Origin of the sequence: Pseudomonas sp. JL2 (assembly GCF_031570495.1) — a bacterium.
GTDB lineage: Bacteria > Pseudomonadota > Gammaproteobacteria > Pseudomonadales > Pseudomonadaceae > Aquipseudomonas > Aquipseudomonas rhizophila.
Window position 1 is genome coordinate 1 of record NZ_JAKUDH010000036.1, and the last position, 25,285, is coordinate 25,285.

The 25,285-nt window shown below is 60.5% G+C and carries 21 protein-coding genes; 12 read left to right on the top strand and 9 right to left on the bottom strand.

Annotated elements, in window-relative coordinates; all coding sequences use genetic code 11:
• Positions 1-549 precede the first annotated feature (549 nt).
• The 7 genes from MKS85_RS27395 (at position 550) to MKS85_RS27425 (ending at position 8,891) form a co-directional block, all read left to right on the top strand.
• On the top strand, positions 550-906 hold the full coding sequence (locus MKS85_RS27395) for a DUF6124 family protein (RefSeq protein WP_188252163.1): 357 nt from the start codon (positions 550-552) through the stop codon (positions 904-906).
• A 767-nt stretch (positions 907-1,673) separates the two neighbouring features.
• A complete protein-coding gene (locus MKS85_RS27400) occupies positions 1,674-2,282 on the top strand; it encodes a YqiA/YcfP family alpha/beta fold hydrolase (RefSeq protein WP_047227287.1) in 609 nt (202 codons plus the stop codon).
• 41 nt (positions 2,283-2,323) lie between these two features.
• On the top strand, positions 2,324-4,228 hold the full coding sequence (parE, locus tag MKS85_RS27405) for a DNA topoisomerase IV subunit B (RefSeq protein ID WP_047227288.1): 1,905 nt from the start codon (positions 2,324-2,326) through the stop codon (positions 4,226-4,228).
• On the top strand, positions 4,228-5,214 hold the full coding sequence (locus tag MKS85_RS27410; RefSeq protein ID WP_188252162.1) for an esterase-like activity of phytase family protein: 987 nt from the start codon (positions 4,228-4,230) through the stop codon (positions 5,212-5,214). The genes parE and MKS85_RS27410 overlap by 1 nt, the downstream gene beginning before the upstream one ends.
• Positions 5,211-5,732, top strand: a complete 522-nt coding sequence (locus tag MKS85_RS27415; protein WP_076382906.1) for a TIGR02281 family clan AA aspartic protease — start codon at positions 5,211-5,213, stop codon at positions 5,730-5,732. The genes MKS85_RS27410 and MKS85_RS27415 overlap by 4 nt, the downstream gene beginning before the upstream one ends.
• 10 nt (positions 5,733-5,742) lie before the next feature.
• Positions 5,743-8,007, top strand: a complete 2,265-nt coding sequence (gene parC / locus MKS85_RS27420; protein WP_047227291.1) for a DNA topoisomerase IV subunit A — start codon at positions 5,743-5,745, stop codon at positions 8,005-8,007.
• Positions 8,008-8,186: 179 nt separating this feature from the next.
• Entirely contained in the window at positions 8,187-8,891 is a 705-nt protein-coding gene (locus MKS85_RS27425) for a membrane integrity-associated transporter subunit PqiC (RefSeq protein WP_188252161.1), read from the top strand.
• 237 nt (positions 8,892-9,128) lie between these two features.
• On the opposite strand, the gene MKS85_RS27430 is transcribed toward MKS85_RS27425, so the two are convergent.
• Positions 9,129-10,646 (bottom strand): AhpA/YtjB family protein, encoded by a 1,518-nt coding sequence (locus tag MKS85_RS27430; RefSeq protein ID WP_047227293.1) that lies wholly within the window; start codon positions 10,644-10,646, stop codon positions 9,129-9,131.
• 133 nt (positions 10,647-10,779) lie between these two features.
• Between MKS85_RS27430 and serB the strand changes: the two genes are divergently transcribed.
• Entirely contained in the window at positions 10,780-11,994 is a 1,215-nt protein-coding gene (gene serB, locus MKS85_RS27435; protein ID WP_188252160.1) for a phosphoserine phosphatase SerB, read from the top strand.
• 92 nt (positions 11,995-12,086) lie between these two features.
• Here serB and MKS85_RS27440 read toward each other — a convergent pair whose 3' ends face one another.
• The 6 genes from MKS85_RS27440 to MKS85_RS27465 all read right to left on the bottom strand — a co-directional run bounded on the left by MKS85_RS27440 (position 12,087) and on the right by MKS85_RS27465 (position 19,168).
• The gene (locus tag MKS85_RS27440; RefSeq protein WP_139048570.1) at positions 12,087-13,847 is read right to left on the bottom strand and encodes a molecular chaperone; all 1,761 of its coding nucleotides are present in this window, start codon (positions 13,845-13,847) and stop codon (positions 12,087-12,089) included.
• Positions 13,848-13,980: 133 nt separating this feature from the next.
• Positions 13,981-14,577 carry a serine acetyltransferase gene (locus MKS85_RS27445; RefSeq protein ID WP_139048569.1) on the bottom strand — a complete coding sequence of 199 codons (597 nt, stop codon included), beginning with the start codon at positions 14,575-14,577 and terminating at the stop codon, positions 13,981-13,983.
• Complete coding sequence (locus MKS85_RS27450) at positions 14,567-15,784, bottom strand: O-antigen ligase (RefSeq protein ID WP_139048568.1); 1,218 nt, start codon at positions 15,782-15,784, stop codon at positions 14,567-14,569. The genes MKS85_RS27445 and MKS85_RS27450 overlap by 11 nt, the downstream gene beginning before the upstream one ends.
• A 104-nt stretch (positions 15,785-15,888) precedes the next feature.
• Positions 15,889-16,752 carry an archaetidylserine decarboxylase gene (gene asd / locus MKS85_RS27455; protein ID WP_139048567.1) on the bottom strand — a complete coding sequence of 288 codons (864 nt, stop codon included), beginning with the start codon at positions 16,750-16,752 and terminating at the stop codon, positions 15,889-15,891.
• A gap of 19 nt (positions 16,753-16,771) precedes the next feature.
• Positions 16,772-17,587, bottom strand: a complete 816-nt coding sequence (locus tag MKS85_RS27460; RefSeq protein WP_139048566.1) for a rhodanese-like domain-containing protein — start codon at positions 17,585-17,587, stop codon at positions 16,772-16,774.
• Between the two features lie 42 nt (positions 17,588-17,629).
• Positions 17,630-19,168, bottom strand: a complete 1,539-nt coding sequence (locus MKS85_RS27465; protein ID WP_188252158.1) for an HDOD domain-containing protein — start codon at positions 19,166-19,168, stop codon at positions 17,630-17,632.
• 166 nt (positions 19,169-19,334) lie between these two features.
• Here MKS85_RS27465 and motA point away from each other — a divergent pair, with 166 nt between their 5' ends.
• On the top strand, positions 19,335-20,186 hold the full coding sequence (gene motA / locus MKS85_RS27470; RefSeq protein ID WP_139048564.1) for a flagellar motor stator protein MotA: 852 nt from the start codon (positions 19,335-19,337) through the stop codon (positions 20,184-20,186).
• 1 nt (position 20,187) lies between these two features.
• Positions 20,188-21,225, top strand: a complete 1,038-nt coding sequence (gene motB, locus MKS85_RS27475; protein ID WP_188252157.1) for a flagellar motor protein MotB — start codon at positions 20,188-20,190, stop codon at positions 21,223-21,225.
• A 173-nt stretch (positions 21,226-21,398) separates the two neighbouring features.
• Here the strand turns inward: motB and rsgA are convergent, their stop codons facing one another.
• The gene (gene rsgA / locus MKS85_RS27480; protein WP_188252156.1) at positions 21,399-22,430 is read right to left on the bottom strand and encodes a small ribosomal subunit biogenesis GTPase RsgA; all 1,032 of its coding nucleotides are present in this window, start codon (positions 22,428-22,430) and stop codon (positions 21,399-21,401) included.
• Positions 22,431-22,682: 252 nt separating this feature from the next.
• Between rsgA and orn the strand changes: the two genes are divergently transcribed.
• Both orn and MKS85_RS27490 read left to right on the top strand, forming a co-directional pair.
• Positions 22,683-23,225, top strand: a complete 543-nt coding sequence (orn, locus tag MKS85_RS27485; RefSeq protein ID WP_047227302.1) for an oligoribonuclease — start codon at positions 22,683-22,685, stop codon at positions 23,223-23,225.
• A 370-nt stretch (positions 23,226-23,595) separates the two neighbouring features.
• Entirely contained in the window at positions 23,596-24,210 is a 615-nt protein-coding gene (locus MKS85_RS27490) for a trimeric intracellular cation channel family protein (protein WP_171061284.1), read from the top strand.
• Here MKS85_RS27490 and queG read toward each other — a convergent pair.
• Complete coding sequence (queG, locus tag MKS85_RS27495) at positions 24,192-25,271, bottom strand: tRNA epoxyqueuosine(34) reductase QueG (RefSeq protein WP_188252155.1); 1,080 nt, start codon at positions 25,269-25,271, stop codon at positions 24,192-24,194. The two genes, MKS85_RS27490 and queG, sit on opposite strands and share 19 nt — an antisense overlap.
• Positions 25,272-25,285 lie beyond the last annotated feature (14 nt).

Sequence of the window (25,285 nt, forward strand, 5' to 3'; positions counted from 1 at the left end):
GGCCCGCCGCGAAGGGCCATCCATGGCCCAGCGCGGCTATCTCGGCATCCATGCCGGGATGCCTACTCCACAATGCCTGCGTTCGGCCAGCGTGGTTAACGGGGCGCCCAAGATCAACCTCCACCGCGAGGCGGCCTGATAGCCGGCCTGGTTTTAGCGGGTGTACACCCATCAGATTTGTTTGAGCAGGATCTGTGGGAGCAAAGCTTGCTCGCGAAGGCGGCGGTACATTCAGCATTGATGCAAGCAGACTCACCGCTATCGCGAGCAAGCTCGGCTCCCACAGGGATCGGCGGTGGACACTGATTGTATAAACGACCAAAAACCTGTGTGGGAGCGAGCTTGCTCGCGATGGCGGCCTGACAGCCGACCAGGATTGTGGGAATGGTCGGACAGGCCTCCGGGCTGCAGTAGATTTTTCCGACGAGTTCTGGCGGTTGCCGGGTGGGAAGGGCTGTCGCTAGTCTTTTTCCGTCGCTGCAAATTCAGCGGTCGGGCCTGGAAACCCGAAAGTAGGGGGCGTTATTCAATCCTAATGGAGCGCTCAACATGTCTGAAAGTAACTCTGGGCCAACAAAAAACGATTCCATTTCTCCCGAAGCCAGCCAGATTCCTCCAATGCTTGATGATGCAGCCAAGCGCGCCATCGACCATTATCTCGATCCCAAGCCCCAACCCAAGAAGAAACAACCCTCAAGCCAATTGTTCTCCGTCGCGGAGAGCGCAGACACCGAAACCCTCCTAGCCAACCTCAGCGAAACCCTAGCCTCCGCCAACGCCATGCTCGGCGACCTGACCTTCGACCTGGAAGGCTCGCGTCGGCATTTCGCCCTGGGAGTCCAGCAGATGATCGAACTCAGTGAATTGTTGGCGAACCGGGCGTTGGATATCGTCGATCCGCGCTAGCGCCGAGCAGAAGCATTGTGTGGGAGCACTTATCGCCGACCTGTCTCCGGTGGCAGTACTTCAATCCAACTGTGGGAGCGAGCTTGCTCGCGAAGATGGTGGTCCATCCAACGCTGATGCAAGCTGGTCCACCGCCATCGCGAGCAGGCTCGCTCCCACATTTTTTTCGAGTTGTTCTCAGGTATCGCATTCACCACAAATCCCTGTGGGAGCGAGCCTGCTCGCGATGGCAGCGGCACATTCAGCATTGATGCAAGCAGACCCATCGCCATCGCGAGCAAGCTCGCTCCCACAGGAGAAACGCGATCACCCTAAGCCAGGTCGGCTCTCAGGCCGCCTCGCGGTGGACGTTGATCTTGGGCGCCCCGTTAACCACGCTGGCCGAACGCAGGCCTTGTGGAGTGGGCATCCCGGCATGGATGCCGGGATAGCCGCGCTGGGCCATGGATGGCCCTTCGCGGCGGGCCCACGGAGCAATGCCGGAGTGAGGGCATGCCGAGCCAAAGCGAGGCACCGAGTGGTGGGGCAGAAGCGCTTTGGTTACTTTCGCGCTTTTCGAAAGTGACCCGCTGTAAGAGCGGAACCATAAGTGGCCGTTACCTCAGCAATGGATATGTACTCAGTCAGACCGCCATCGCGAGCAGGCTCGCTCCCACAGGTGCTGTGATCGACGGATCATAGGAGGCGACAACACGGGCAAATCCCCCCCCAATCACCGCAATCTCCCTGTAAACTCCGCCCTTTGCCCAACACCCAGGGAGTCGGCAATGTCGGGTTCGATCCTTTACATCCACGGCTTCAACAGCGCCCCAGCGTCGACCAAGGCCAGTCAGTTGATCGAAGTAATGGCACGCCTCGGCCTCAGCGACCAGCTACAGGTGCCCGCCTTGCATCACCACCCCCGCCAGGCCATCGGTCAGCTGGAACAGGCGATTGCACAACTGGGCCGCCCACTGCTGGTCGGCAGCTCGCTCGGCGGCTACTATGCGACTCACTTGGCCGAGCGCCACGGGCTCAAGGCCCTGCTGGTCAACCCTGCGGTCAGCCCCCATCGGATGTTCGACGGTTACCTGGGCACGCAGAAGAATTTGTACACCGATGAAACCTGGGAATTGACCCACGACCACGTCACGGCCCTGGCCGAACTGGAAGTGCCGGCGCCCCAGGATCCGCAGCGGTATCAGGTATGGTTGCAAACCGGTGACGAAACGCTGGATTATCGCCACGCCCAGCAGTATTACCGCGCCTGTGCCTTGCGCATCCAGGCCGGCGGCGACCACAGTTTTCAAGGGTTTGCCCAGCAGTTGCCGGCACTGTTGAGTTTTGCCGGCATTGGCGCCGATTTGTACCAGGCGATCGACTTCACGTCGCTGTGAGCCATCGCCTCTTTTTCATTGAACACTGACGACGAGACCCCATGGCCACTCCCAGCGCTAGCTCTTATAACGCAGACGCCATCGAAGTCCTCTCGGGCCTCGACCCGGTGCGCAAGCGCCCCGGCATGTACACCGACACCAGTCGGCCGAACCACCTTGCCCAGGAAGTCATCGACAACAGTGTCGACGAAGCCTTGGCCGGGCACGCCCGTTCGGTGCAGGTCATCCTGCACGCCGACCATTCGCTGGAAGTCAGCGACGACGGTCGCGGCATGCCGGTGGACATTCACCCTGAAGAGGGGGTGTCCGGCGTCGAGTTGATCCTCACCAAGCTCCACGCGGGCGGCAAGTTTTCCAACAAGAACTACCAGTTCTCCGGCGGTTTGCACGGGGTGGGTATTTCCGTGGTCAACGCCTTGTCGACCCTGGTCCGCGTGCGGGTCAAGCGTGACGGCAACGAGTACCAGATGACGTTCGCCGATGGCTACAAGGCCACCGAACTGGAAGTGGTCGGCACCGTCGGCAAGCGCAACACCGGGACCAGCGTGTATTTTGCGCCGGACCCGAAGTATTTCGATTCGCCTAAATTCTCCGTCACCCGCCTCAAGCACGTGCTCAAGGCCAAGGCCGTGTTGTGTCCGGGGCTGCTGGTCAGTTTCGAAGACAAAGCCACCGGCGAGAAAGTCGAGTGGCATTACGAGGATGGCCTGCGTTCTTACCTGGTGGACGCGGTCAACGGTTTCGAACGCCTGCCGGACGAGCCATTTTGCGGCAGTCTGGCCGGTAACAAGGAAGCGGTGGACTGGGCGCTGTTGTGGCTGCCCGAAGGTGGCGAAAGCGTCCAGGAAAGCTACGTCAACCTGATCCCCACCGCTCAGGGCGGCACCCACGTGAACGGGTTGCGCCAGGGTTTGCTCGACGCCATGCGCGAGTTCTGCGAGTTCCGCAACCTGCTGCCCCGTGGCGTGAAGCTGGCGCCGGAAGACGTCTGGGAGCGCATTGCCTTCGTATTGTCGATGAAGATGCAAGAGCCGCAATTCTCCGGCCAGACCAAGGAGCGCCTGTCGTCCCGCGAAGCAGCGGCGTTTGTTTCCGGGGTGGTCAAGGATGCGTTCAGCCTGTGGCTCAACGCTAACCCGGAAACCGGCTTGGCCCTGGCAGAACTGGCGATCAACAACGCCGGCCGGCGCCTCAAGGCCAGCAAGAAGGTCGAGCGCAAGCGCATCACCCAGGGGCCGGCGTTGCCCGGCAAGCTAGCTGACTGTGCCGGGCAGGACCCGATGCGTTCCGAGCTGTTTTTGGTGGAAGGTGATTCCGCCGGCGGTTCGGCCAAGCAGGCGCGGGACAAAGAGTTCCAGGCGATCCTGCCGTTGCGCGGCAAGATCCTCAACACCTGGGAAGTGGACGGCAGCGAAGTGCTGGCCAGCCAGGAAGTGCATAACATTGCCGTGGCCATCGGTGTCGATCCGGGCGCCGCGGACATGAGCCAACTGCGTTACGGCAAGATCTGCATCCTCGCCGACGCCGACTCCGACGGTCTGCACATCGCCACGTTGCTCTGCGCGTTGTTCGTCCAGCATTTCCGCCCGCTGGTGGACGCCGGTCACGTCTACGTGGCGATGCCGCCGCTGTACCGTATCGACCTGGGCAAAGAGATTTACTACGCCCTGGACGAAGCCGAGCGCGATGGCATTCTTGATCGTTTGGTGGCCGAAAAGAAACGCGGCAAACCGCAGGTCACCCGATTCAAGGGCCTTGGCGAGATGAACCCGCCGCAACTGCGCGAAACCACCATGGATCCGAACACGCGCCGCCTGGTGCAGTTGACCCTGGATGATTTCGAAGCGACCTCGGAAATGATGGACATGCTGCTGGCGAAAAAACGCGCTGGCGATCGCAAGTCCTGGCTCGAATCCAAAGGGGACCTGGCCGAGGTGCTGGCCTGATGCGTAACGGTTTCGCCCTGGCGTTGTTGCTGTGGGCGGGGGTGGTGGTCGCAGGTCCTGCACCGCAGTTGAAGTTGCTGTCCGAGCATGCCGTCGAGGATTTGCGTGGCGGTAACTTGTCCGGGCTGGCCGTGTGCGGGGGTGAAATGTGGACGGTGTCGGATCGCGATGACGATCGGATCTACCGCCTCAAGTCTTCTGATGCGCCGGTCTGGCAGGCAGAAGCCGTTGAAATCGAGGTGCCGCCGGTGCCGGACAGCGGTTTGCCGTGGGGTTTGAAATCGCGGACCTGGGCGGCGTCGTACCTGCGCGGTGGCGAGCTGGATTTCGAAGGCATCAGTTGTGACAGTGCCGGCAATCGCTACGTGGTCAGTGAATCCCATGCAGCGGTGTTGCAGGTGTCGCCGACGGGCGCCGCGTCCTGGTTGAAAATCGGACCGGCGATGATCCGCCAAGCGCGGGCCAGCGGCATGTTGCTGCATTTCAATGCGTTGTTTGAAGGCTTGGCGATCAATCCGGCCGGTGATCAGCTATGGCTGGCCGCTGAGCGGGAGCGTCGCGGGTTGTTGCTGATCAAGCGTCAGCAAGCGGTGTGGGAGTGTGACGGCAACTGCGTGTTGCTCAGTGAAGCGGGGAAGCAGATGCAACCTGAGCAGTTTCTCAATGCCCGGGCGGTATCACGGGATTTCGCCGATCTGTCACTGTTCGACGGCAAGCTGTTTACCCTGGAGCGCAACGCTTATCAGATCTGCCGGCGTGACTCGCAAACCGCTCAAGTGGAGCGTTGCTGGTCGTTCGCCGCCGAGGCGTTGCAGGAAAACCGTCGTTATTCACAGAACTACGGCTTGGCCGAAGCGCTGGTGGTGGATGCCGAGGGCGCCTGGGTTGGTCTGGATAACAACGACGGGGCACGGGCCGACGGTGAACGGCGGCCGATCATCTGGCGCTTTGCCGCGCCGGACGGTGGTTGGGGCGCCACGCCATGAGCCAGCAACCGCCGGGCAAGCGCGCCGGCCGGGTGTTGATGATACTGGCCTGGTGCGCGGCGCTGTTTCTGGCGACGCGGTTTTTTGCCCAGTGGGAGCAGCGTGCGCAGAATCCCAATACCGAGGTGTATTCGCAAAAGGGTGAAGGTTTTATCGAGGTGAAGCTGGTCAGCAATAAACAGGGGCATTTTGTCGCCAGCGGCCAGATCAACGGCCAACCGGTGGACTTCATGCTCGACACCGGCGCCACGGACGTGGCGATCCCGCAGGAGCTGGCCGCGCGCCTCAAGCTGGAAAAAGGTTTCGGTGTGACGTTGAGCACCGCCAACGGTTTGAGCGAGGGTTATCGCACCCGTATCGACCGTTTGCAATTGGGTGACATCGTATTGCGCGATGTCCGTGCCCTGGTGGCGCCAGGCCTGGGCGGCACGCAAGTGCTGCTGGGCATGAGCGCCCTGAACAAACTTGAATTTACCCAGCGCGGCGGCACCATGTTGCTGCGCCAGACAACGAACTGATGAGGCCCGCATGAGCGACATTCTTGCAGACAGCTTAGACGGCGTAGAGCGCCGGTCGCTGGCTGACTTCACCGAAAATGCCTACCTCAATTACTCCATGTACGTGATCATGGACCGCGCCTTGCCGCACATCGGCGACGGTCTGAAGCCGGTTCAGCGGCGGATCATCTACGCCATGAGTGAGCTGGGGCTGGATGCCGATTCCAAGCACAAGAAGTCGGCGCGTACCGTCGGTGACGTGCTCGGTAAGTTCCATCCTCACGGTGACTCGGCCTGCTACGAAGCCATGGTGCTGATGGCCCAGCCGTTCAGCTACCGCTACACCCTGGTGGACGGCCAGGGGAACTGGGGTGCGCCAGACGATCCCAAGTCTTTCGCTGCCATGCGTTACACCGAGGCGCGGCTGTCGCGTTATTCCGAGGTGCTGCTCAGCGAGCTGGGCCAAGGCACCGCAGACTGGGGGCCGAACTTCGACGGTACTCTCGATGAACCTCTGGTGTTGCCAGCGCGTTTGCCGAACATCCTGCTCAATGGCACCACCGGTATCGCCGTGGGCATGGCCACCGATGTGCCGCCCCACAACCTGCGGGAAGTGGCCACCGCGTGCGTGCGCTTGCTGGACGAGCCCAAAGCCACGGTGGAGCAGCTCTGCGAACACATTCAGGGCCCGGACTACCCAACCGAAGCGGAAATCATCACCCCGCGCGCCGACCTGCTGAAGATCTACGAAACCGGTCGCGGTTCGGTGCGTATGCGCGCGGTGTACCACATCGAAGATGGCGACATCATCGTCACCGCCCTGCCGCACCAGGTTTCCGGGGCCAAGGTGCTGGAACAGATTGCCGCGATGATGCAGGCAAAACCGTCGAAAGCACCGCAAGTCGCTGACCTGCGCGACGAATCCGACCACGAGAACCCCTGCCGGATCGTGATTATTCCGGTCAACAGTCGGGTTGATCATGACGCGCTGATGCAGCACCTGTTTGCCAGTACCGATCTTGAGTCCAGCTACCGGGTCAACATCAACATCATCGGTCTGGACGGCAAGCCACAGCTGAAAAACCTGCGGGCGCTGCTGGTGGAATGGCTGGAGTTCCGGGTCAAGACCGTGCGCCGGCGCCTGCAATTTCGCCTGGACAAGGTCGAACGTCGCCTGCACCTGTTGGACGGTTTGCTGATTGCCTACCTCAACCTGGATGAAGTGATTCATATCATCCGTACCGAGGAGCACCCCAAGGCCAGCCTGATCGAGCGTTTCGCCTTGAGCGAAATCCAGGCTGACTACATTCTCGATACCCGCCTGCGGCAACTGGCGCGGCTGGAAGAGATGAAGCTGCGGGCCGAGCAGGATGAACTGCTCAAGGAGCAGGCCAAGCTGCAAGCCTTGCTGGGCAGCGAAGCCAAGCTCAAGAAGCTGGTGCGCACCGAACTGCTCAAGGACGCCGAAACCTACGGCGACGACCGTCGCTCGCCTATCGTCGAGCGCGCCGAAGCCAAGGCGCTGAGTGAGCACGATCTGCTGCCGAACGAGAAAGTGACTGTCGTGCTGTCAGAAAAAGGTTGGGTACGCTCTGCCAAAGGTCATGATATTGACGCGACGGGGCTTTCCTACAAGGCCGGGGATGGCTTCAAGGCCCTGGCGGCCGGGCGTTCCAACCAGTTTGCGGTGTTCGTCGACTCCACCGGGCGCAGTTATTCGGTGCCGGCGCATACCCTGCCATCGGCTCGCGGACAGGGCGAGCCACTGACCGGTCGATTAACTCCTCCACCGGGTGCAACTTTTGAATGCGTGCTGATGCCTGATGATGACGGGCTGTACGTTATTGCGTCGGACGCTGGCTACGGGTTTGTCGTCAAGGGTGAGGACCTGCAAGCCAAGAACAAGGCGGGCAAGGCGTTGTTGAGCCTGCCGAATAACGCCAAGGTCATAGCGCCGCGACCTGTGTCCGATCGTGAGAACAACTGGCTGGCTTCGGTGACGACCGAAGGTCGGTTGCTGGTCTTCAAAATCAGTGACTTGCCACAGTTGGGTAAAGGTAAAGGCAACAAGATCATCGGTATTTCCGGCGAACGGGTGGCAAGTCGTGAGGAATATGTCACGGATATTGCAGTGTTGCCGGAAGGCGCCACGCTTGTGCTGCAGGCTGGAAAGCGTACGCTTTCGTTGAAGGCAGACGATCTTGAACACTACAAAGGTGAACGCGGTCGGCGGGGCAACAAGCTTCCGAGAGGGTTTCAGCGGGTCGATGCACTGCTCGTCGAAAACCTCAATTAAGCGTGCTAGAGCGCTCGGTCTGCGATTAAAAGCCGCAGATCGGCACTTTCGCGCTGGAGTCGGAGCGCATATTCACGGATGATAGGCCCTTTCAAGCGCCGGCGTGGCCGAGCGTTCTTCATATTGACCGAGTATTTTTTCACTGTGGTAAGCCTTGTGGCCGCCACCTGGACGGGACGATGACTGCTCTGCGCCTTCCTATTTTGTGGCTCGCCGGCCTGCTTGGCCTGGCGGGCTGTAGCGTCAATCAGCCAGTGTCGCTGTATCAACTCGACAGCGGAAACCCGGCCCAGCCTGCACAAAGCGCAGGCATGGCGGTATTACTGGGCCCGGTATTGATTGCCGATTACCTGCAACGTGAAACCCTATTGCAACGCCAATCGGACGGCAGCCTGCAGGCCGCCACCGACGGTCGTTGGGCCGGCAGCCTGTCGTCGGACATTGACCAGCTGTTGCTGCGTCAGGTCGCCGGGCATCTGGACAGCCAGCGCGTAGTACTCGCGCCGGCCACCCAGGGCTTTACCCCGGATGTTCAGGTCTTGCTGTCGATTACCCGGCTGGATTCGGGCGAATCGCAACCGGCGGTACTGGATGCCCAGTGGCGCCTGATCGATCGTCGCGGAAAGGTTCGCGAGAACCGGATCATTCATCTGCAGGAGCAACATGCCGGCGGTACCGCGGCGCAGGTTCAGGCTCAGGGCGTGCTGCTGCAGCGTCTGGCCGAGCAACTGTCCGTGGCGCTCAAGCCTTTGGCCAACCAGCCGCCTGTCGCAGAGGTGCCGCGCAAATCTGCTCCTGCAGCGACCAAAAAGGTCGAGAAGGAAAAGGACAAGATTCCAATGGCCTTGCCGATCCGTACGGACATGGAAGTGTTCAGGTTCTGATGGTTGAACTGGATGCAAAACAAAGCCCGCGTTGATGCGGGCTTTGTTGTTTCTGTGGGGTGCAGTCTCGGGTGTCTATGCCGGCCTCATTGCGAGCAGGCTCGCTCCCACACTGGATCTGTGGCTAGCAGAGGTCCCTGTGGGAGCGAGCTTGCTCGCGATGAGGTAGGCGAAGGCCACAAAAAAGCCCGCAGACAATCATTCATCTGCGGGCTTCGTCATTTCAGGTGTTGAGGCTCAGGCCTGACGCTCATGCATCCGCGCCAGTTGTCGCTCCAGCATCGACGGATAAGGCTCCATCAGTCGCTCGACGCAGCATGCGCCTTCCGGGCTGGCGATAGGGCGGATGCGGGCGCGCTGGCGGATCAGGGCGTCGTCGTTGATCTTGCGCTCCACCAGCAGCAGGTTGCGGCTGTGCTGCGACAGGGCCAGGGCGTCCTGGGCGGTTTCGGTCAGCAGCAGGTCGATCTGGCTCAGGCCGAACAGCCCGTCACCCAAGGTCAGGCCCAACTGCAATTGCAGGGTGATGCCGCTGTCGGCGACTTCGATCTGCAACTGGTGGCCCAGGGCTCGGAGCAACTCACCGCAGCAAATGGCGTTGGTGAGGTAGTCATCACCGCTGTCCTCGGTATGGAACAGCATCAGCGTGCTGCCATCGTTCAGGGTGTGCAGTTGGCCCTGATACAGCGATGCGGCTTGGTCGAGGCAGTCGCGGTAACGCTCAAGCAGTTCCTTCAGGCGCGCCTGGGGCAGCCGGCGCAGTTGGTCCTGGGCGCCCAGTTGCACGGCCAGCACGGCACTGTGTTGGGGCAGGTCCGAGGCGACGGGTCTGGCGACCGATTGCGGCTCATCGGCGATTGAGTCGTCACGCAGGTCGGCGAAAGCATCGTCGTCTTCATCGTCCTCTACCGTGCGGACCACGCGGCGTGGCCCGGGCCTGGAGGCGGGTAGAGGTTGGCTTTCATCGAAGTCCGGGTCCCGCAGGTTACGCACTTCGAAACCTGGTTCGGCTTCGTCGTCGTCACTGTAGTCGATGTCTTCAGGCTCCGGCACGGGGGCAGGTTCCGGGGCGAAGCTGGCGTGCAGTTGCCGAGCCAGATCGCCAATTTCGTCCTGGCGCTGGGTCGCTGGGGTGTGCTCGTCGATATCCCGCAGCCAGACCCGCAGTTGCAGCAATGGCGTAGAGATGTGCCGTCCCAGGCGCAAGCTCAAGGCCAGCGCCAGCGCGAGCAATATCGCGCTGAGGATGCCCATGCTTTGCAGGCTGATGGTCATCGGCTGCTGGAACTGGTCCATGTCCAGGCTGATGCGCAGTTGCCCGGCGGTCACGTCCTGGAAAGTGATCCTGCTCTGGTACATGCCGCCGGATTCGCCCAGCAGGCCCGGCTTGGGACGCTGGCCGGCTTCGGCGAGGATGCGGTTGTCCACGCTATAAATGGCGGCGTGGGCCACCAGTTTGTTTTTGGTGAGGTTGTTGAGCAGCACGTTGAGGCTGAGGATGTCGTTGGACACCAGTAGCTCGGTGGCGGACGTGGCGGTCTGCGTGGTCAGGCTTTCGCCCAGGGCATCGGCCTGCTCGTGCATTGCCTGCTTGAACTGCAGGCCCATCACACAGGCATAGATCACCAGGGCCAGGGCGACCAGGATCACGTTATGGCTGGCAATGCGCAATGCAATCGGCACGCGACGGTGGCGCAGTGCACGGAAGATCAGCAGAAAGAAATTGTCGGTTTTGACTGGCGTGGGCCGGTTCACTGAGCTCGGCTCTTTGTCCGTGAAATTGACGCGCAGTATAGCGACAGGCCCATGACCGGCAAAGCACCGACGGTGCCCGATGGTCACTGAAAGTGGGTAGAATGCGGTTTTTTTCCACCTGCGGGGGTGCGCCTTGCGCGAAATCGTCCTGATAAACATCACTGGCAGTGACCGTCCGGGTCTGACTGCGGCCATTACCGGCGTTCTGGCCCAGGGTGGTGTGAACATTCTCGACATTGGTCAGGCGGTGATTCACGACACACTGTCGTTCGGCATCCTGGTTGAAATCCCGGACGCCGAGCAAAGCAAGTCGGTGCTCAAGGACATCCTGTTCACCGCCTACAAACTCGACCAACAGGTGCGTTTCACCCCGGTGTCCGAAGCCGATTACCAGTATTGGGTCAATGGCCAGGGCAAGAAGCGTCACATCGTGACCCTGTTGACCCGCAAGGTTACCGCCGAGCAATTGCAGCGGGTCAGTTCGATCACTGCCAAATACGACCTGAACATCGACCACATCGACCGTTTGTCCGGGCGCATGCCGCTGGATACGCCGGATGACAAGGGCAAGGGCTGCATCGAATTCTCCGTGCGCGGCGAGCCGGCCGATCCCCAGGCGCTGCGTGCCGAGTTCCTCAGCGTGGCCCAGGAGTTGAATGTCGACATCGCGTTCCAGGAAGACTCGCTGTTCCGCCGCAACCGCCGCCTGGCGGTGTTTGACATGGATTCGACGCTGATTGAAGCCGAAGTCATCGACGAACTGGCCAAGGCCGCCGGCGTGGGCGACAAGGTGTCGGCCATCACTGAGCGAGCCATGGCCGGCGAGTTGGATTTTCGCGCCAGCTTCAAGGAGCGCCTGGCGCTACTCAAGGGGCTGGACGTCAGCGTGCTGGACTCCATCGGCGCTTCCTTGCGCCTGACCGAGGGCGCCGAAACCCTGTTCGCCGAACTCAAGCGTCTGGGCTACAAGACCGCGATCCTGTCCGGGGGCTTCACCTACTTTGCCAAGCAGTTGCAGGCCAAACTCGGCATCGACTACGTGTTCGCCAATGAACTGGAAGTCGTGGATGGCAAGGTCACGGGCGTGGCCGTCGAACCGATCGTCGATGCCCAGCGCAAGGCGGATCTGTTGCGCGAACTGGCCGAGAAGGAAGGCCTGCGCCTGGAACAGACCATCGCCGTCGGCGACGGCGCCAATGACCTGCCAATGCTGGCGATCGCCGGTCTGGGCGTGGCGTTCCGCGCCAAGCCGCTGGTCAAGCAGTCGGCCCGGCAGGCGATCTCCACCCTCGGGTTGGATGGGGTGTTGTATCTGCTGGGCTTCAGGGATCGCGACGGGCAGCTCTGACTCAATCTCCTGTGGCAAGGGGATTTATCTGTGGGAGCAAGTTTTGCTCCCACAGAGAGCTCTCTCTTCACAAAGGGTTATGTATTGGCGGTCTAAAGCGACTTCCACAACGAATCAAAATCCCCTTCATTGTCGTGGCCATCTCCGGTGGTCGCTGAGTCTTCCTGTCGATAAGCAAACTGGTTGAAGCTGTGCGTGCTGGTCACCCGTCGGTCCAGGCTGGCGCGGCGTTCCTGGCCGTTGGTGTTGATCAGCACTTGCTGGCCTTCCTGGAAAGGCAGACGGGGCGCGATCATGGTGGGAGGCAGGTCAATAGCGCTGATCTCAGGCAGCAGCAGCCCTCGCAGGTAGTGACCATGCTCATCCTTCTCTCGTACCAGTTGCAGCCCGCAAGGCTGGGCATGAGGCGCGACCAGCTCGATACCCATTTGCATGGCGCCATTGCGCACTTGCCTGATCCAGCGCACCACGGCGATGCTCCAGGCTTGATCGTTAGTGTCGCGAATGCCGACCATTTCCCCGGCCTGCAGTTGCTCAGGCACCTCCTTCGGCCAGCCGAGGCAGTAACCTCCGGGGCTGTGATTGATGATGGGCAGGTCGTAGGTCGCGAAGTGGTGCTGGTTGTCGGAGCTGGCGCCGTCGTCATCGGCCGGATTGACCGGGTACTCGATTTCTTCATAGGGCAACAGATCACTGTCACCGGTCGCAGCTGCGTCGAAAGCCTGGCTCCAGGTGTCGTTGGTCTTGGTCGGTGTGGCCTCGAACCGGGCCTTGCGCGTTGCAGAGTCCTTCAGGATTTCGCTGAAAGAGCGCTCGCCGCCCAGGTAATAGTGCAAAGCGCTCATGCCCACGCAGAGCGTCAGCGTGCCGTTGCCCTCCGTGCGCTGGAAGCTGCGTTCGACCGCTTCGCCCCAGGCCGCTTGCAGGTGATGCAAGGTGTCGGCGTTCATTGCGCCAGGCACGGGCAAGGTGTGATCGTCGGGTTGTTCCAGATGAGTGGCAATGGCGCGCACCAGCGGCTGCGGATCGAAACCCAGCAGGCTGGGCTGTTGCTCGGCCCTGAACTTGGACCGATAGCGCGGTCCGATATCCAGTTGCGGTGCAACGGCGAACAGGCTCGTGGCGGTGGTGGCCGGGTCCAGCGTGACCTTCTGACTCCAGGATTCGAGCACCTCGACGAGTCGCGCAATCTGGCCCTGGCGCAGTTGATTGCTGCGTGAGGTGCCCAGCAGCAGGGCGACCACGTAGGTTTGCTCAACATTCAACTGATGCACCTGGCTGGCCAGTTCATCGCTGACGCTGAGGTGTTGCAGCCGATGGTGGCAGGCGATTCGGTACAACTGATGCAAATCGAGCCACAGCCCTTCGGGTACCGGGCTATACAACTGGCTGATACGCAGCAGCGTGCCGTCCAGCGCATGCATCGCGCGTTGCAGCGCGGTGCTCAGCAGTCGGGCGCGGTCCTTGGAGTATTTCGGCGAGATGCGCGCGACGATCTGTTTGTAACCCATGGCCAATTGGGTTTGCAGGGCCTGGCACAGGTTGACGATCTTGCGCGAGCGCTCATCCAGAACGATGGCCTGTTGCAAAAAATGCCGCTCCAGGTGTTTGCAGACGTAATACACCTCGGGCCGCAACAATTCGAGCAGTAGCAGGCGATTCTCGCTGGGGGTGAGCAGTTGGTTGAGTTCGCCGATGGCCTGGTACAACAGGCGTGCGGTTTCGCCGATATTGGCCTTGGGCAGGTTGGCGATCCAGCGCTTGAGGTCGCGCGGCGTGGCGTCGCAGAACGACAGGCGCGACTGGGTCGGTGTCAGAACGCGCGAAAGCTGGAGAGGGCTGGTCTCATTCATGCCGTGGATGGGCTCCGTCGGGAAATGAAAGGGATGTTCCCAACTCTAGCAGCTGTGGCCGAAAGAGCGTGTGGTATCGACGTTCGTTGGACGCTCATTGCTCGAGGTGCAATCGAAGAGCGGTTGCGCTTCTTCAGCCCCCTTTTTTCGTCTGGTTTTGCAGGCGACCCATTGATTGAGGATCGTACCGCTTCATTTCACCTACGCTCTTAGTGATGTACATGTGGTTGGACGGTACGCTCTTGTTGACGAAAGCACCGGCGCCAATAATGACATTGTCACCCAGCTCGAGATCATCAGAAATAATGCACGCGTGTGCGTGAACCCTTACTCCATCGCCAATGCGCAATGCCGCGAATTCGCGTTGTCCCTTAATGCCAAGTGTGCAGTTTTGCCAGATCCTGAAGTCTTTCCCGATAATGGCATGGGAGGTTATGACTATTCCGTTCGGGTGGGCAATCCAAAGTCCTTCCCCGATGCTGGCTCCCAGCATGATCTCGACGTTGAATTGGCGGCTTATTCGTTCGTTGAGCAGCTTGCCGCGTCGTCTCCAGAATTTACTGTCTTGCTGATGCATGGCATAGGCCAGGCGAAACCAGAACAAATAACGGTATCTGTTGATCTTATGGCACTTCAGGAAAAGCCGTCTCCATTTGAACGGTTTATCCAGGCCACCCAGAATTTCGATGTGCCAGTAACGCTTGGCTGACCGGAAAATATCAATGAGCATGAGCCGCCTCTTTGTGCGGGACAACTGGACGGGTTGTTTGGGAGAGAATTATTCCGATCGGTAACCAGAAGACAATCCAATAGACACCCGGTCTGTTGAATACGGTGTGATAGTCAAACAGGGCGGCGGTAATACCAAATAAGAATAGAGGCAGACCAATCGAACCCATGGGAAGCCTCCAGGCTCTCTTGTCCAGAGAGTATTTGAAGGCGTAAAAAATGGTTAGGAGCATCAGTGCAGCGCCCATGATCCCAAATTCATAAAAGAACTGAAGGAGCAAGTTGTGTGCTTGGTTGAAACATACTGTCCCGGCAATGCAGAAGTCAAAATCACGACCTGCTCCCGCGCCGAAGATCCAGAAATCTCCAAAGCGGCTCAGCCAGCCGGCCCATATATCATCCCGCAGGCTGAAGCCACGGCCTTGCTGCTGAATCAGTATGGGCCATAACCATGCCGCGAGAACGATAAAAAATATACCTGCCAGGTACAACCATTTTCTTGATCTGTAATTATGGTGGAAAAGAATGGTGGTGCAGGCGGCCATGCCGTATCCAAGCCAGACAGCTCTGGAGAGGGTGCAAAACAGATACATCGATAAGCCCAGTATGCACACCGAGAATAGAACTCTGGACCACAAACCGAAGGTTTTGGTCAGCAGGAGGTGAAAACCGTAGATACCAAAAAAACCAAAGTAAAGAGCGGCAATGATGGGGTTCTTGAAATTCGCGTAATCGCCATAACCCAGGCTAAATATTCGCTTGCCACTGAACAGGATGTTCTGCCCGTGTTGCACGGAGTGGATCAGCAAGCCAGCAATGGCAAAGAGTCCCGCCACTACAAAGGTAAGGGTGAGGCATTTTTCAAGTAGTCCCTCCCTGTTCAATATATGGATTGCACCCAAGTACAGGGTAATATACAGCACGGTTTTGAATTGTATAAAAGCAGATGTCGCTGCGTTGGGGTTCAGCAATGCCATTAGCATAGAAAAGGCAAGCAGTAGAAGAATGGGTCGATATCGTTTTTGGGTAAGGCTTCTGCGCAGGTCTGTGTCGCCAATACATAAAATCAACGCAGGCAGGAAAAGACCAAGATTGGATATGGTCGTGTAAGTACTGCCGTCAACGATGAAGAGTAACCCGGTTAGGTGTGTAGTGAATCCGATCGTTAAAATGAACAATGTGTATCTTAAAACAGCCGAACTCTTCATGCCTGTTTTCCAGGGGTAATAGATAATAGCTTCGTCAGATTTTTTCGGAGCAGTGGAAGTCTCGCTTGAGAGAAGGCGGCTCAATCCAGTCGAGCCGCCTCCCTTTAATCAAGCTGAGGCAGTGCCAGCCCCTGGCCCATCTGCACCGGCGAACCGGCCACCAGGTCTTCGACCCATTGCACCTGGTTCGGGCCGAACAGCACGATGGCGGTCGATCCCAGTTTGAAGCGGCCCAGCTCGGCGCCTTTCTCCAGGTGGATCGGCGCCCGGGCGGCTTCGTCGTAACGGAAGGTTTTCAGTTCGCGCTTGGGTGGCGTCACCAGGCCGGCCCAGACGGTTTCGATGGACGCAACGATCATCGCGCCCACCAGCACCACGGCCATCGGCCCGCGCTCGGTGTCGAAAATGCACGCCACGCGCTCGTTACGGGCGAACAGTTCCGGAACGTTTTCGGCGGTGGTCTGGTTCACCGAGAAAATCCGTCCCGGGATGTAGACCATTTCCCGCAGGGTGCCGGCCAGTGGCATGTGCACGCGGTGATAGTCCTTGGGCGACAGGTAGATGGTGGCGAAATCGCCGCCCATGAACGGCGCTGCGTTGGCTGCATCGCCGCCCAGCAGTTCCAGCACGCTGAAGCTGTGGCCCTTGGCCTGGAATACCCGGCCGTGCTCGATGGGGCCGAGTTGGCTGACGGCACCGTCGGCGGGGCTGAGGATAGCCCCCGGTGTTGGGTCCAGCGGGCGGGCGCCTTCTTTCAGCGCTCGGGTGAAGAACGCATTGAAGTGCTCGTAGGCCGTGAGGTCTTCGACCAGCGCCTGGGACATGTCCACCTGATAACGTTTGGCGAACCATTGGGTGAAGGCGTTCTTGAACCAGCGCACGCGGCATTCGGCAATGCAGCCGGCCAGCCGAGACAGCAGGTGGTGGGGTAGCAGGTATTGGCTGAGGATGAACAAGCGGTTTTTCATTAACTGTCCTTAAGAACCTTCAGAGCTCGATGGGGGTATCAGGGTGGTTGCCCCATTCGCCCCAGGAGCCGGCATAGCCTTTGACTCGCGGATAACCGAGCGCCTTGGCCACCAGATAGGTGAAGCCAGAGCGGTGGTGGGTCTGGCAATGGGTGATGATTTCTTTGTCAGGCGTGATGCCCAACTGTTCGAGGATCTGCGGCATGTCGCTGCGGATGCGCAGGTTGCGTGCCTGATCCATGCCGGCGGTCCATTCGAAGTTGATCGCGCCGGGAATATGTCCGCCCCTGGCTGCGACGACTTTCTCGCCGGAATATTCCAGCGGCCCGCGTGCGTCCCAGATCGCCAGGTCAGCGGCACCGAGGCGGCTTTGCAGGTATTCGCGGGTGGCGGTGGGTTCATCGTGCAGGGTCAGGTTCACCGGGCCTGTGGCGGACGGCGGCACTTCAGTGGACACCGGCAGGCCTTCGTCCAGCCACGACAGCAAGCCGCCGTCGAGGTAGTGGTAGTTCGAATGGCCGATCACATCCAGCAGCCAGATAAAGCGCCCGGCCCAGCCACCGCCTTCATCGTCATAGACCACGTAGACCGCATTCGGGTTGTGCCCCAGTTCGCCGAACAGCGTCTCGAGGTCGGCTTTTGCTGGCAACAGGCCTGGTGCCGGGGGCTGGCCCAGTTGGGTGCGCTTGGGGTCGACGAAGCGTGCGCCAGGGATGTGCCCGGTGCTATAGCGGGCGGCGCTGGTCAGGTCCACCAGAATCAGTTCGCGGGCGTCGAGGCGCGACAGCAGGTCGCTCGGCTCGATTACCAGCGGCAAGCCAGAGAAGTCAGGCATGTGAGGTCTCCAGGGGCGCAAAGGGAAAAGATTGTATCAAGATCAGCGACCGCGGTTGGTAAAGCTGTGCAAGGCGCGTTCGATACACTGCACGGTTTTACCGAAGGCTTGCACCGTCACGTCCGAGAAGGGCCCGCCGCCCTGGTCCACCGCCACCAGCATGATCACCCGGCCGTTGCAGGTCAGTGAACGCAGCAGCAGGTGTTCGCCGCGAAACAGGCTGCGCAGGCCCGGCGGCAGCAACGCCGAAAACTGAGCGTTGTTGTCCGGGTTCAGGCGAACCTGGGCCTGCTGGGCCTGCAACCGTTGCAACACTTTGCTTTGGCTGATGGAAAAACTCATGGCCGCCGCTTCTTTGGGCAGGCCGGCGATCTGATGCACGCGCAAGCTGGTCTGGCTGCGGTCGGCCATCAGAATCATCACCCGCCGCATGCCGCAGGCCACCAAGGCGTCCCGTGCCGAGGTGGTCAGGTGCATGGCGTTGCTGAACGGGCTCGGTTCCAGCAGCAATTCGGCGCATTGCTTGCGCCACTGGGTCAGGTCTTCGGCGCTGGGCGGGGCGGCCGGCAGCAGCCCCGGGTGGACGCGTCGGCTGCCCCAGGGCCAGATCAACGCCACAGCCGGATGCCAGAGGTCCGGCATGGTGTTGTGGCGGGCACTGATGACGGCTTGCTGGTGCAATTGCTGCTGGACCTCATCCATGGACATCTGCAGATACAAACTTGTCAGATATTGCCAGCGGGTGCTGTGAGGGCCGTCCCACGCCTGTTGCGCTGAAAGGGCCAGGCCGTTGGCTAGCAGCACGGTGTTGGCTGGCTGATTGAGCCAGCGCCGCAGGGTCGGGTCATCGTCCAGGCGATTCTGCTGGCGCAGCGGGTGTTCACTGTCCCGGGCGATGCGCAGCACTTTCACCAGCTCGCGGCGTTCGTTGAGCAGCAGGCGGTAGCCCTGCGCCACCCAGGCCGGCAGGCGCCAGGTCTCCACCAGCGCCAGGCAGATTTTCAGCAGGCTGACGCCGAACAGCTCGCGCTCCACTTTGCTCGCTGACTGGCCTTTATGGACAACCCGCAATTCCCACTCGCCCAGCAATCCCGGATGAGTCAGGGCCAGCGGCCAGAGCGGTGACAGAAACAGCAGGCTGCCCCAGTGGATGTCTTGCCACAGCCGCGCCAGGCGACTGGCAAAAAAACCATTGGCCTGTTGCGTTGCGTGCTGGCTGATCAATTGCAGTTGGCGCAGCGCGAGGGGGATTTGCTGTTCCGGCAACGAGGGCAGGCGGGCGAGCAGTTCTTCGGTGCGCTTGAGGCCGAGGCGGTTGATGGCCACTTCGAGATTTTCTGCCGGTTCGGCAAAGTTGCCATGGGTGTGATGGTTGGCTTCACGAATGACGCTCAGCGCCAGGGCGGGGCTGTCCTGGATCAGCTCGGCAATGTCGCGCAGTGAGCGGCGGCTGTCGGCAATGGCTTTGCAGACCAGGTCATGACTGGCTTGCGGCACTGGCAGATGGACGCCCTCGAGCAGCTTGACCCAGCCTTCGAGCGTGTTCGGTCGTGGAGTTGGAACCTTCGTTTCATTAGCCATGGCTGGACGCGATCATCATAGGGAGTATCTACGCCCGGAACGGGGCAAATTGGCTTTTCGCCTGAACTGGCTATAGTCTGGCGCAGTTTTGCCGATAAGTAGAAGAAGAGATTTTTCAGCTTCCGAATATGACCTTGAACCCGACTTAAATAAGTACTTTCTATCTATGGCTAAAATTATCGGCATCATTGTCGTGTTCGCGAGCGTTCTGGGCGGATACGTGCTCTCCCATGGCAAGATTGCCGCCCTGATCCAGCCCTTTGAGGTTCTGATCATCGGCGGCGCGGCCCTTGGCGCATTCCTGCAGGCCAACCCCGGCTACATGACGATGCACGTGCTCAAAAAGTCCTTGAGCATGTTCGGCTCGCGTTTCAGCCACACTTTCTACCTTGAGGTGCTGGGGCTGATCTACGAGATCCTCAACAAGAGCCGCCGCGAAGGCATGATGGCGATCGAAGGGGATATCGAAGACGCAGCGTCCAGCCCGATCTTCGCCAAGTACCCCACGGTGCTCAAGGATGAGCGCATGACGGCGTTCGTCTGTGATTACCTGCGCATCATGTCGTCCGGCAACATGGCTCCCCATGAGCTCGAAGGCCTGTTCGACATGGAACTGTACAGCCTCAAGGAAGACCTGGAGCACCCGTCTCACGCGGTCAACGGCATCGCCGACGGCATGCCGGGTTTCGGTATCGTCGCGGCGGTATTGGGCATCGTGGTGACCATGGCCTCCCTGGGCGAAGGCGACCAGGCATCTATCGGCCTGCACGTAGGTGCGGCACTGGTAGGTACCTTCTTCGGTATTCTCGCCGCGTATGGCTTCTTTGGCCCGTTGGCCCATTCCCTGGCCCACGACGCCAAGGAAGAACTCAATGTCTACGAAGCCATCAAGGCTTCGCTCGTGGCCTCGGCCTCGGGCATGCCTCCATCGCTGGCTGTGGAGTTCGGTCGCAAGGTCCTGTACCCGGCGCACCGTCCAAGCTTCGCCGAGTTAGAACAAGCGGTTCGCGGTCGCTAAGATGGAAAACAACCAGCCGATCATTATCAAGCGCGTCAAGCGCATAGCCGGCGGGCATCACGGGGGCGCCTGGAAAATCGCCTTCGCCGACTTCGCGACGGCGATGATGGCGTTCTTTCTGGTGCTGTGGCTGCTGTCTACCGCGACTCCAGAGCAGAAAATCGCCATCGCCGGTTATTTCAAGGACCCGGTGGGTTTTTCCGAAAGCGGCACGCCGTACATCATCGACCTGGGCGGCTCGCCGGTCCTGGCGCCGGAAAACACCCTCAACCCTGAAGTCGAATCCCAGCCTCAGCCCGACAAGGCGACGGTAGACGCCAATGACGCCGAAGGCATGGCCGAGGAGGTCGAGCGCGAGCGTCTGGAGTTGTTGCTGCAAGAGTTGCAGAACAAAGTGGAAGAGAACCCAGAACTGCAGAAGTTCAAGGACCAGATCCTGTTCGAAATCACGCCGAACGGCTTGCGCATCCAGATCATGGACGCCGAGAATCGTCCGATGTTCGACTCTGGCAGCGCGCGCCTGAAACCTTATTTCGAAGATATTCTGCTGGCCATGGCCGACACCATCAAAGCGGTGCCGAACAAGATCAGCATCAGTGGCCATACCGATGCCAAGCCCTTCATCGGCAAAGGCGATTTCGGTAACTGGGAACTCTCCGCCAATCGCGCCAACGCGGCTCGTCGGGCCCTGGTGGCCGGCAGTTATCCGGACGAGCAGGTGGCGCGGGTAGTCGGTTATGCCTCCTCGGCGCTGTTCGACCGCAAAGACCCGTTCAACCCGGTCAACCGGCGGATCGATATCGTGGTGTTGACCAAGAAGGCCCAGAAAGCCATCGAAGGTTCGCAAACCGATGACCCGGCGCCGGACCCGGCCCAGGGCGCCGGCGCGCCGGGTGAAGTGCCGGTTACGCCCGGCGCGGCGGCGGATCCGAACGCATTGCCGGCGGACCAGCAGCCTGTTCCCGCCCATGAGGTGCGCGAACGTCTGAATCTGTTCGATGATCTCGCGCCGAAACCGGCCGAGCCGCCTGCGCAGTGACCTGACTGGCGAGCGTAAACCTGTGGCGAGGGGATTTATCCCCGTTGGGCTGCGAAGCAGCCCCTCTTTTTTCATCTGATATTCGGGGTTGAATAAAAAGGGGGGGGCGCTTCGCGCCCCAGCGGGGATAAATCCCCTCGCCACAACTGTGTCCGGCTTGTCTTCCTTTCGGATCAGTAACTGCTTTCCGGCAAGCTGGCGATGATCGAGCGATAGCTGTTCATCCGTTGCTGCTGCACACGACCGTCTTCCAGCGCCTTGAGCAGGGCGCAACCGGGTTCGCGGTCGTGCTTGCAGTCGCGGAAACGGCAGGTGCCGATCAGGTCGTTGAACTCGATGAACCCCGCTTCCACATCGGCTCGGCTGACGTGGCCCAGGCCAAACTCGCGGATGCCCGGCGAGTCGATCAATTCACCGCCGCCGGGGAAGTGGAACAACCGCGCAGTGGTGGTGGTGTGAGTGCCCTGGCCGGACAGCTCGGACAACGGCCCGACGCGCGTCTCGACTTCCGGCAGCAGGCTGTTGACCAGCGACGACTTGCCGACACCGGACTGGCCGACAAACACGCTGATGCGCCCGTCCAGTTGTTCCTGCAATTTCCCCATGCCATCGCCGTGGTGAGCCGAAACTTCCAGCACCGGGTAGCCCAATTGCCGATAGACCGAGAGCAATGCGTTCAGCGCCGGGGCGTTGTGTTCATCGATCAGGTCGAATTTGTTGAGCAGCAACAAGGGGCGGATGCCGGCGTGTTCGGCCGCGACCAAATAGCGGTCGATCAGGTTGGCGTGGGGCTCGGGCAGCGGGGCGAAGACGATGACGATCATGTCGACGTTGGCCGCCACCGGCTTGAGCTGGCCTCGGCTGTCCGGACGGCACAGTTCGGTGTGGCGCGGCAGTTGAGCCACGATCACGCCGATGCCTTGGTTGCCGGCACGCCAGACCACCTGATCACCAGTGACCAGGGCCGGCAGGTTGGCGCGCAGGTGGCAGCGGAATACCTGGCCGGCCAATTCGCCTTCACGGGCCTCGACCTCGACCTGTACACCGAAGTGCGCGATCACCAGGCCGGTCTGTTCAGGGCCCAGGTCGCCGCCCTCCAGCGCTTGTACCGCGCTGGATTCGCGTTTGGCGGCGCGGGCGGCGCGCTCGCCCTGAATCTTTTCGATGCGCCAGTTTTGACGACGATTGAGTTGGCGTTTGGCCATGGGTGTTCCGTATGAAGAATGCAGCGATTAGGTAAAAACGGCCGCGAGTTTAGCACGCTCAAGGCCCAGCCTCGGGTTTGAACGAAAAGTCGCCGAGCAGCGAGCAGGCAGGGCGAAAACAGGCGAGGAAGCAGCGTTGACTGGTGGTCAATGAGCATTCCGAGGCTGTTTTCAACGCAGCATGATCGTCGCGCAGGCACTTTTCGTTCAAAGCCTAAGCTAAACTGCGCAGCTACGCCGAGGAGCTCCCCCATGCAGAACCCGCAGAACCTGATCTGGATCGACCTGGAAATGACCGGTCTGAACCCGGACACCGACGTCATCATCGAAATGGCCACCATCGTCACCGACAGTGATCTCAACACCCTGGCCGAAGGCCCTGTGATCGCGATCCATCACAGCGACGAGGTCCTGGCGGGTATGGACGAATGGAACACTCGCCAGCACGGCGGCTCAGGCCTGACCCAACGGGTGCGCGAGAGCAAAATCAGCATGGCTGAGGCCGAAGCCCAAACCATCGCCTTTCTTGAGCAGTGGGTGCCCAAGGGCAAGTCACCGATCTGTGGCAACAGCATCTGCCAGGATCGTCGCTTTCTCTATACCCATATGAAATCCCTGGAAAGCTACTTTCACTACCGCAACCTGGACGTCTCCACCCTCAAGGAACTGGCCGCCCGCTGGGCACCTGAGGTGCGTGACAGCTTCCAGAAGGGCGGCAGCCACCTGGCCCTGGACGATATCCGCGAGTCCATCGCCGAGCTGCAGCACTACCGTAAGCACTTCATCAAGTTCTAAGTCGGCTCCTCGGCTGTTGTGCGAGCACGCTTTTGTGGCGAGGGAGCTTGCTCCCGCTGGCCTGCGAAGCAGGCCCAACAGCTTCAGGTAGATCGAGTTGTCCGGTTTGGCGACTGCTGCGCAGCCGAGCGGGAGCAAGCTCCCTCGCCACAGGGGTAGTTTGAACGGGCGGCATGGCGCTCAGGCAGAAGACGGTGTCGCGCCCTCTTTTGGTGCCTGCCCAAACTGGCTAGACTGCGCGCCTTCCTGCAAGGACCGCCATCATGNAGTTTGAACGGGCGGCATGGCGCTCAGGCAGAAGACGGTGTCGCGCCCTCTTTTGGTGCCTGCCCAAACTGGCTAGACTGCGCGCCTTCCTGCAAGGACCGCCATCATGTTGCTGATGCTTTACCTGATCGCCATCACCGCCGAAGCCATGACTGGGGCTTTGTCTGCCGGGCGTCGTGGCATGGACTGGTTTGGCGTGGTGCTGATCGCCTGCGTCACCGCGTTGGGTGGCGGCTCGGTGCGCGATGTGCTGCTCGGTCATTACCCGCTCACCTGGGTCAGGCACCCGGAATATCTGGTGCTGACCACCGCGGCCGCGATGCTGACGGTGATCCTGGCGCGCTGGATGCGCCATTTGCGCTCGTTGTTCCTGGTGCTTGACGCCGTGGGCCTGGTGGCGTTCACCCTGATCGGCTGCATGACCGCCCTGGAAATGGGCCACGGCATGTTGGTGGCTTCGGTCAGCGGCGTGATTACCGGCGTTTTCGGCGGCATCCTGCGGGACATTTTTTGCAACGATATCCCGCTGATCTTCCGTCGCGAGCTCTATGCCAGCGTTTCGTTTGCCGCAGCGTGGTGTTACATGCTGTGTGTCTATCTGCAGTTGCCGAGTGAACAGGCGATCCTCATCACCTTGTTCGGCGGTTTCCTGTTGCGGCTCCTGGCGATCCGCTTTCACTGGGAAATGCCGAAGTTCGTCTACAACGACGAGGTCTGACGCTCGGCGTGTTGGCGCAACGCCCACTCCACATGCTCGCGCACCAGTTCCGATGGGTAATCGCGCCGCGCTTCAAGCGCTTGCATGACCGGGATGGTTGAAGGTGCATTTCCCAGCCCCACCGCCAGGTTGCGCAACCAGCGTTCGTACCCGGCGCGGCGCAGGGGCGAGCCCTCGGTACTGCTGAGGAATTTTTCCTCGTCCCACATGAACAACTCGGCCAACCCGGCGTTGTCCAGGTTGTGTCGCGGTTTGAAGTCGCTTTCTCCGGACGGTCGGGCGAAGCGGTTCCACGGACAGACGATCTGGCAGTCATCGCAACCGAACACCCGGTTGCCGATCAATGGCCGCAGTTCCTCGGGGATGGCGCTTTTGAGTTCGATGGTGAGGTAGGAAATGCAGCGTCGGGCATCCAGGACGTAGGGGCCGACGAAGGCATTCGTAGGGCAGATGTCCAGGCATGCGGTGCATTTTCCGCAGTGTTCGCTGGCGTGGGGCGGGTCAACCGGCAGCAGCAGGTCGACAAACAGCTCGCTCAAGAAGAAGTAGCTGCCGGCCTTGCGGTTCAGTACCAGGGTGTTTTTACCGATCCAGCCCAGCCCTGCCTGCTCGGCGATGGCTTTTTCCAGCACCGGTGCGCTGTCAACGAAGGCCCGATAACCGAAGGGGCCAATGACCGCCTGAATTTTTTCTGCCAGCTGCTGCACGCGTTTACGGATCAATTTGTGGTAATCGCGGCCCAATGCATAACGCGAGACGTAGGCTTTTTCCGGTTGGCCGAGCATCTGCGCCATTTGCGTGTCGCCCGGCAGGTAGTCCATGCGCAGGGAAACCACACGCACTGTGCCCGGCACCAGTTCCTCGGGGTGCGAGCGTTTGCTGCCGTGGGCGCCCATGTAGTCCATCTCGCCGTGATAGCCCGCGTCGAGCCAGCGCTGCAAATGTTGCTCATGCTCGGCCAGGTCCAGGCCGCTGATGCCGACCTGCTGGAAACCCAGCTCGCGGCCCCAGTCCTTGATGGATTGGGCGAGGGCGGGGAGATCTGTGGGGATGGCAGGCATGAGGCGAGAGAAAC

Coding starts and splice junctions, on each gene's coding strand:
- MKS85_RS27395 (WP_188252163.1), top strand. CDS start 550: ATGTCTGAAAGTAACTCTGGGCCAACAAAAAACGATTCCATTTCTCCC.
- MKS85_RS27400 (WP_047227287.1), top strand. CDS start 1,674: ATGTCGGGTTCGATCCTTTACATCCACGGCTTCAACAGCGCCCCAGCG.
- parE (WP_047227288.1), top strand. CDS start 2,324: ATGGCCACTCCCAGCGCTAGCTCTTATAACGCAGACGCCATCGAAGTC.
- MKS85_RS27410 (WP_188252162.1), top strand. CDS start 4,228: ATGCGTAACGGTTTCGCCCTGGCGTTGTTGCTGTGGGCGGGGGTGGTG.
- MKS85_RS27415 (WP_076382906.1), top strand. CDS start 5,211: ATGAGCCAGCAACCGCCGGGCAAGCGCGCCGGCCGGGTGTTGATGATA.
- parC (WP_047227291.1), top strand. CDS start 5,743: ATGAGCGACATTCTTGCAGACAGCTTAGACGGCGTAGAGCGCCGGTCG.
- MKS85_RS27425 (WP_188252161.1), top strand. CDS start 8,187: ATGACTGCTCTGCGCCTTCCTATTTTGTGGCTCGCCGGCCTGCTTGGC.
- MKS85_RS27440 (WP_139048570.1), bottom strand. CDS start 13,847: ATGAATGAGACCAGCCCTCTCCAGCTTTCGCGCGTTCTGACACCGACC.
- MKS85_RS27445 (WP_139048569.1), bottom strand. CDS start 14,577: ATGCTCATTGATATTTTCCGGTCAGCCAAGCGTTACTGGCACATCGAA.
- MKS85_RS27450 (WP_139048568.1), bottom strand. CDS start 15,784: ATGAAGAGTTCGGCTGTTTTAAGATACACATTGTTCATTTTAACGATC.
- asd (WP_139048567.1), bottom strand. CDS start 16,752: ATGAAAAACCGCTTGTTCATCCTCAGCCAATACCTGCTACCCCACCAC.
- MKS85_RS27460 (WP_139048566.1), bottom strand. CDS start 17,587: ATGCCTGACTTCTCTGGCTTGCCGCTGGTAATCGAGCCGAGCGACCTG.
- MKS85_RS27465 (WP_188252158.1), bottom strand. CDS start 19,168: ATGGCTAATGAAACGAAGGTTCCAACTCCACGACCGAACACGCTCGAA.
- motA (WP_139048564.1), top strand. CDS start 19,335: ATGGCTAAAATTATCGGCATCATTGTCGTGTTCGCGAGCGTTCTGGGC.
- motB (WP_188252157.1), top strand. CDS start 20,188: ATGGAAAACAACCAGCCGATCATTATCAAGCGCGTCAAGCGCATAGCC.
- rsgA (WP_188252156.1), bottom strand. CDS start 22,430: ATGGCCAAACGCCAACTCAATCGTCGTCAAAACTGGCGCATCGAAAAG.
- orn (WP_047227302.1), top strand. CDS start 22,683: ATGCAGAACCCGCAGAACCTGATCTGGATCGACCTGGAAATGACCGGT.
- queG (WP_188252155.1), bottom strand. CDS start 25,271: ATGCCTGCCATCCCCACAGATCTCCCCGCCCTCGCCCAATCCATCAAG.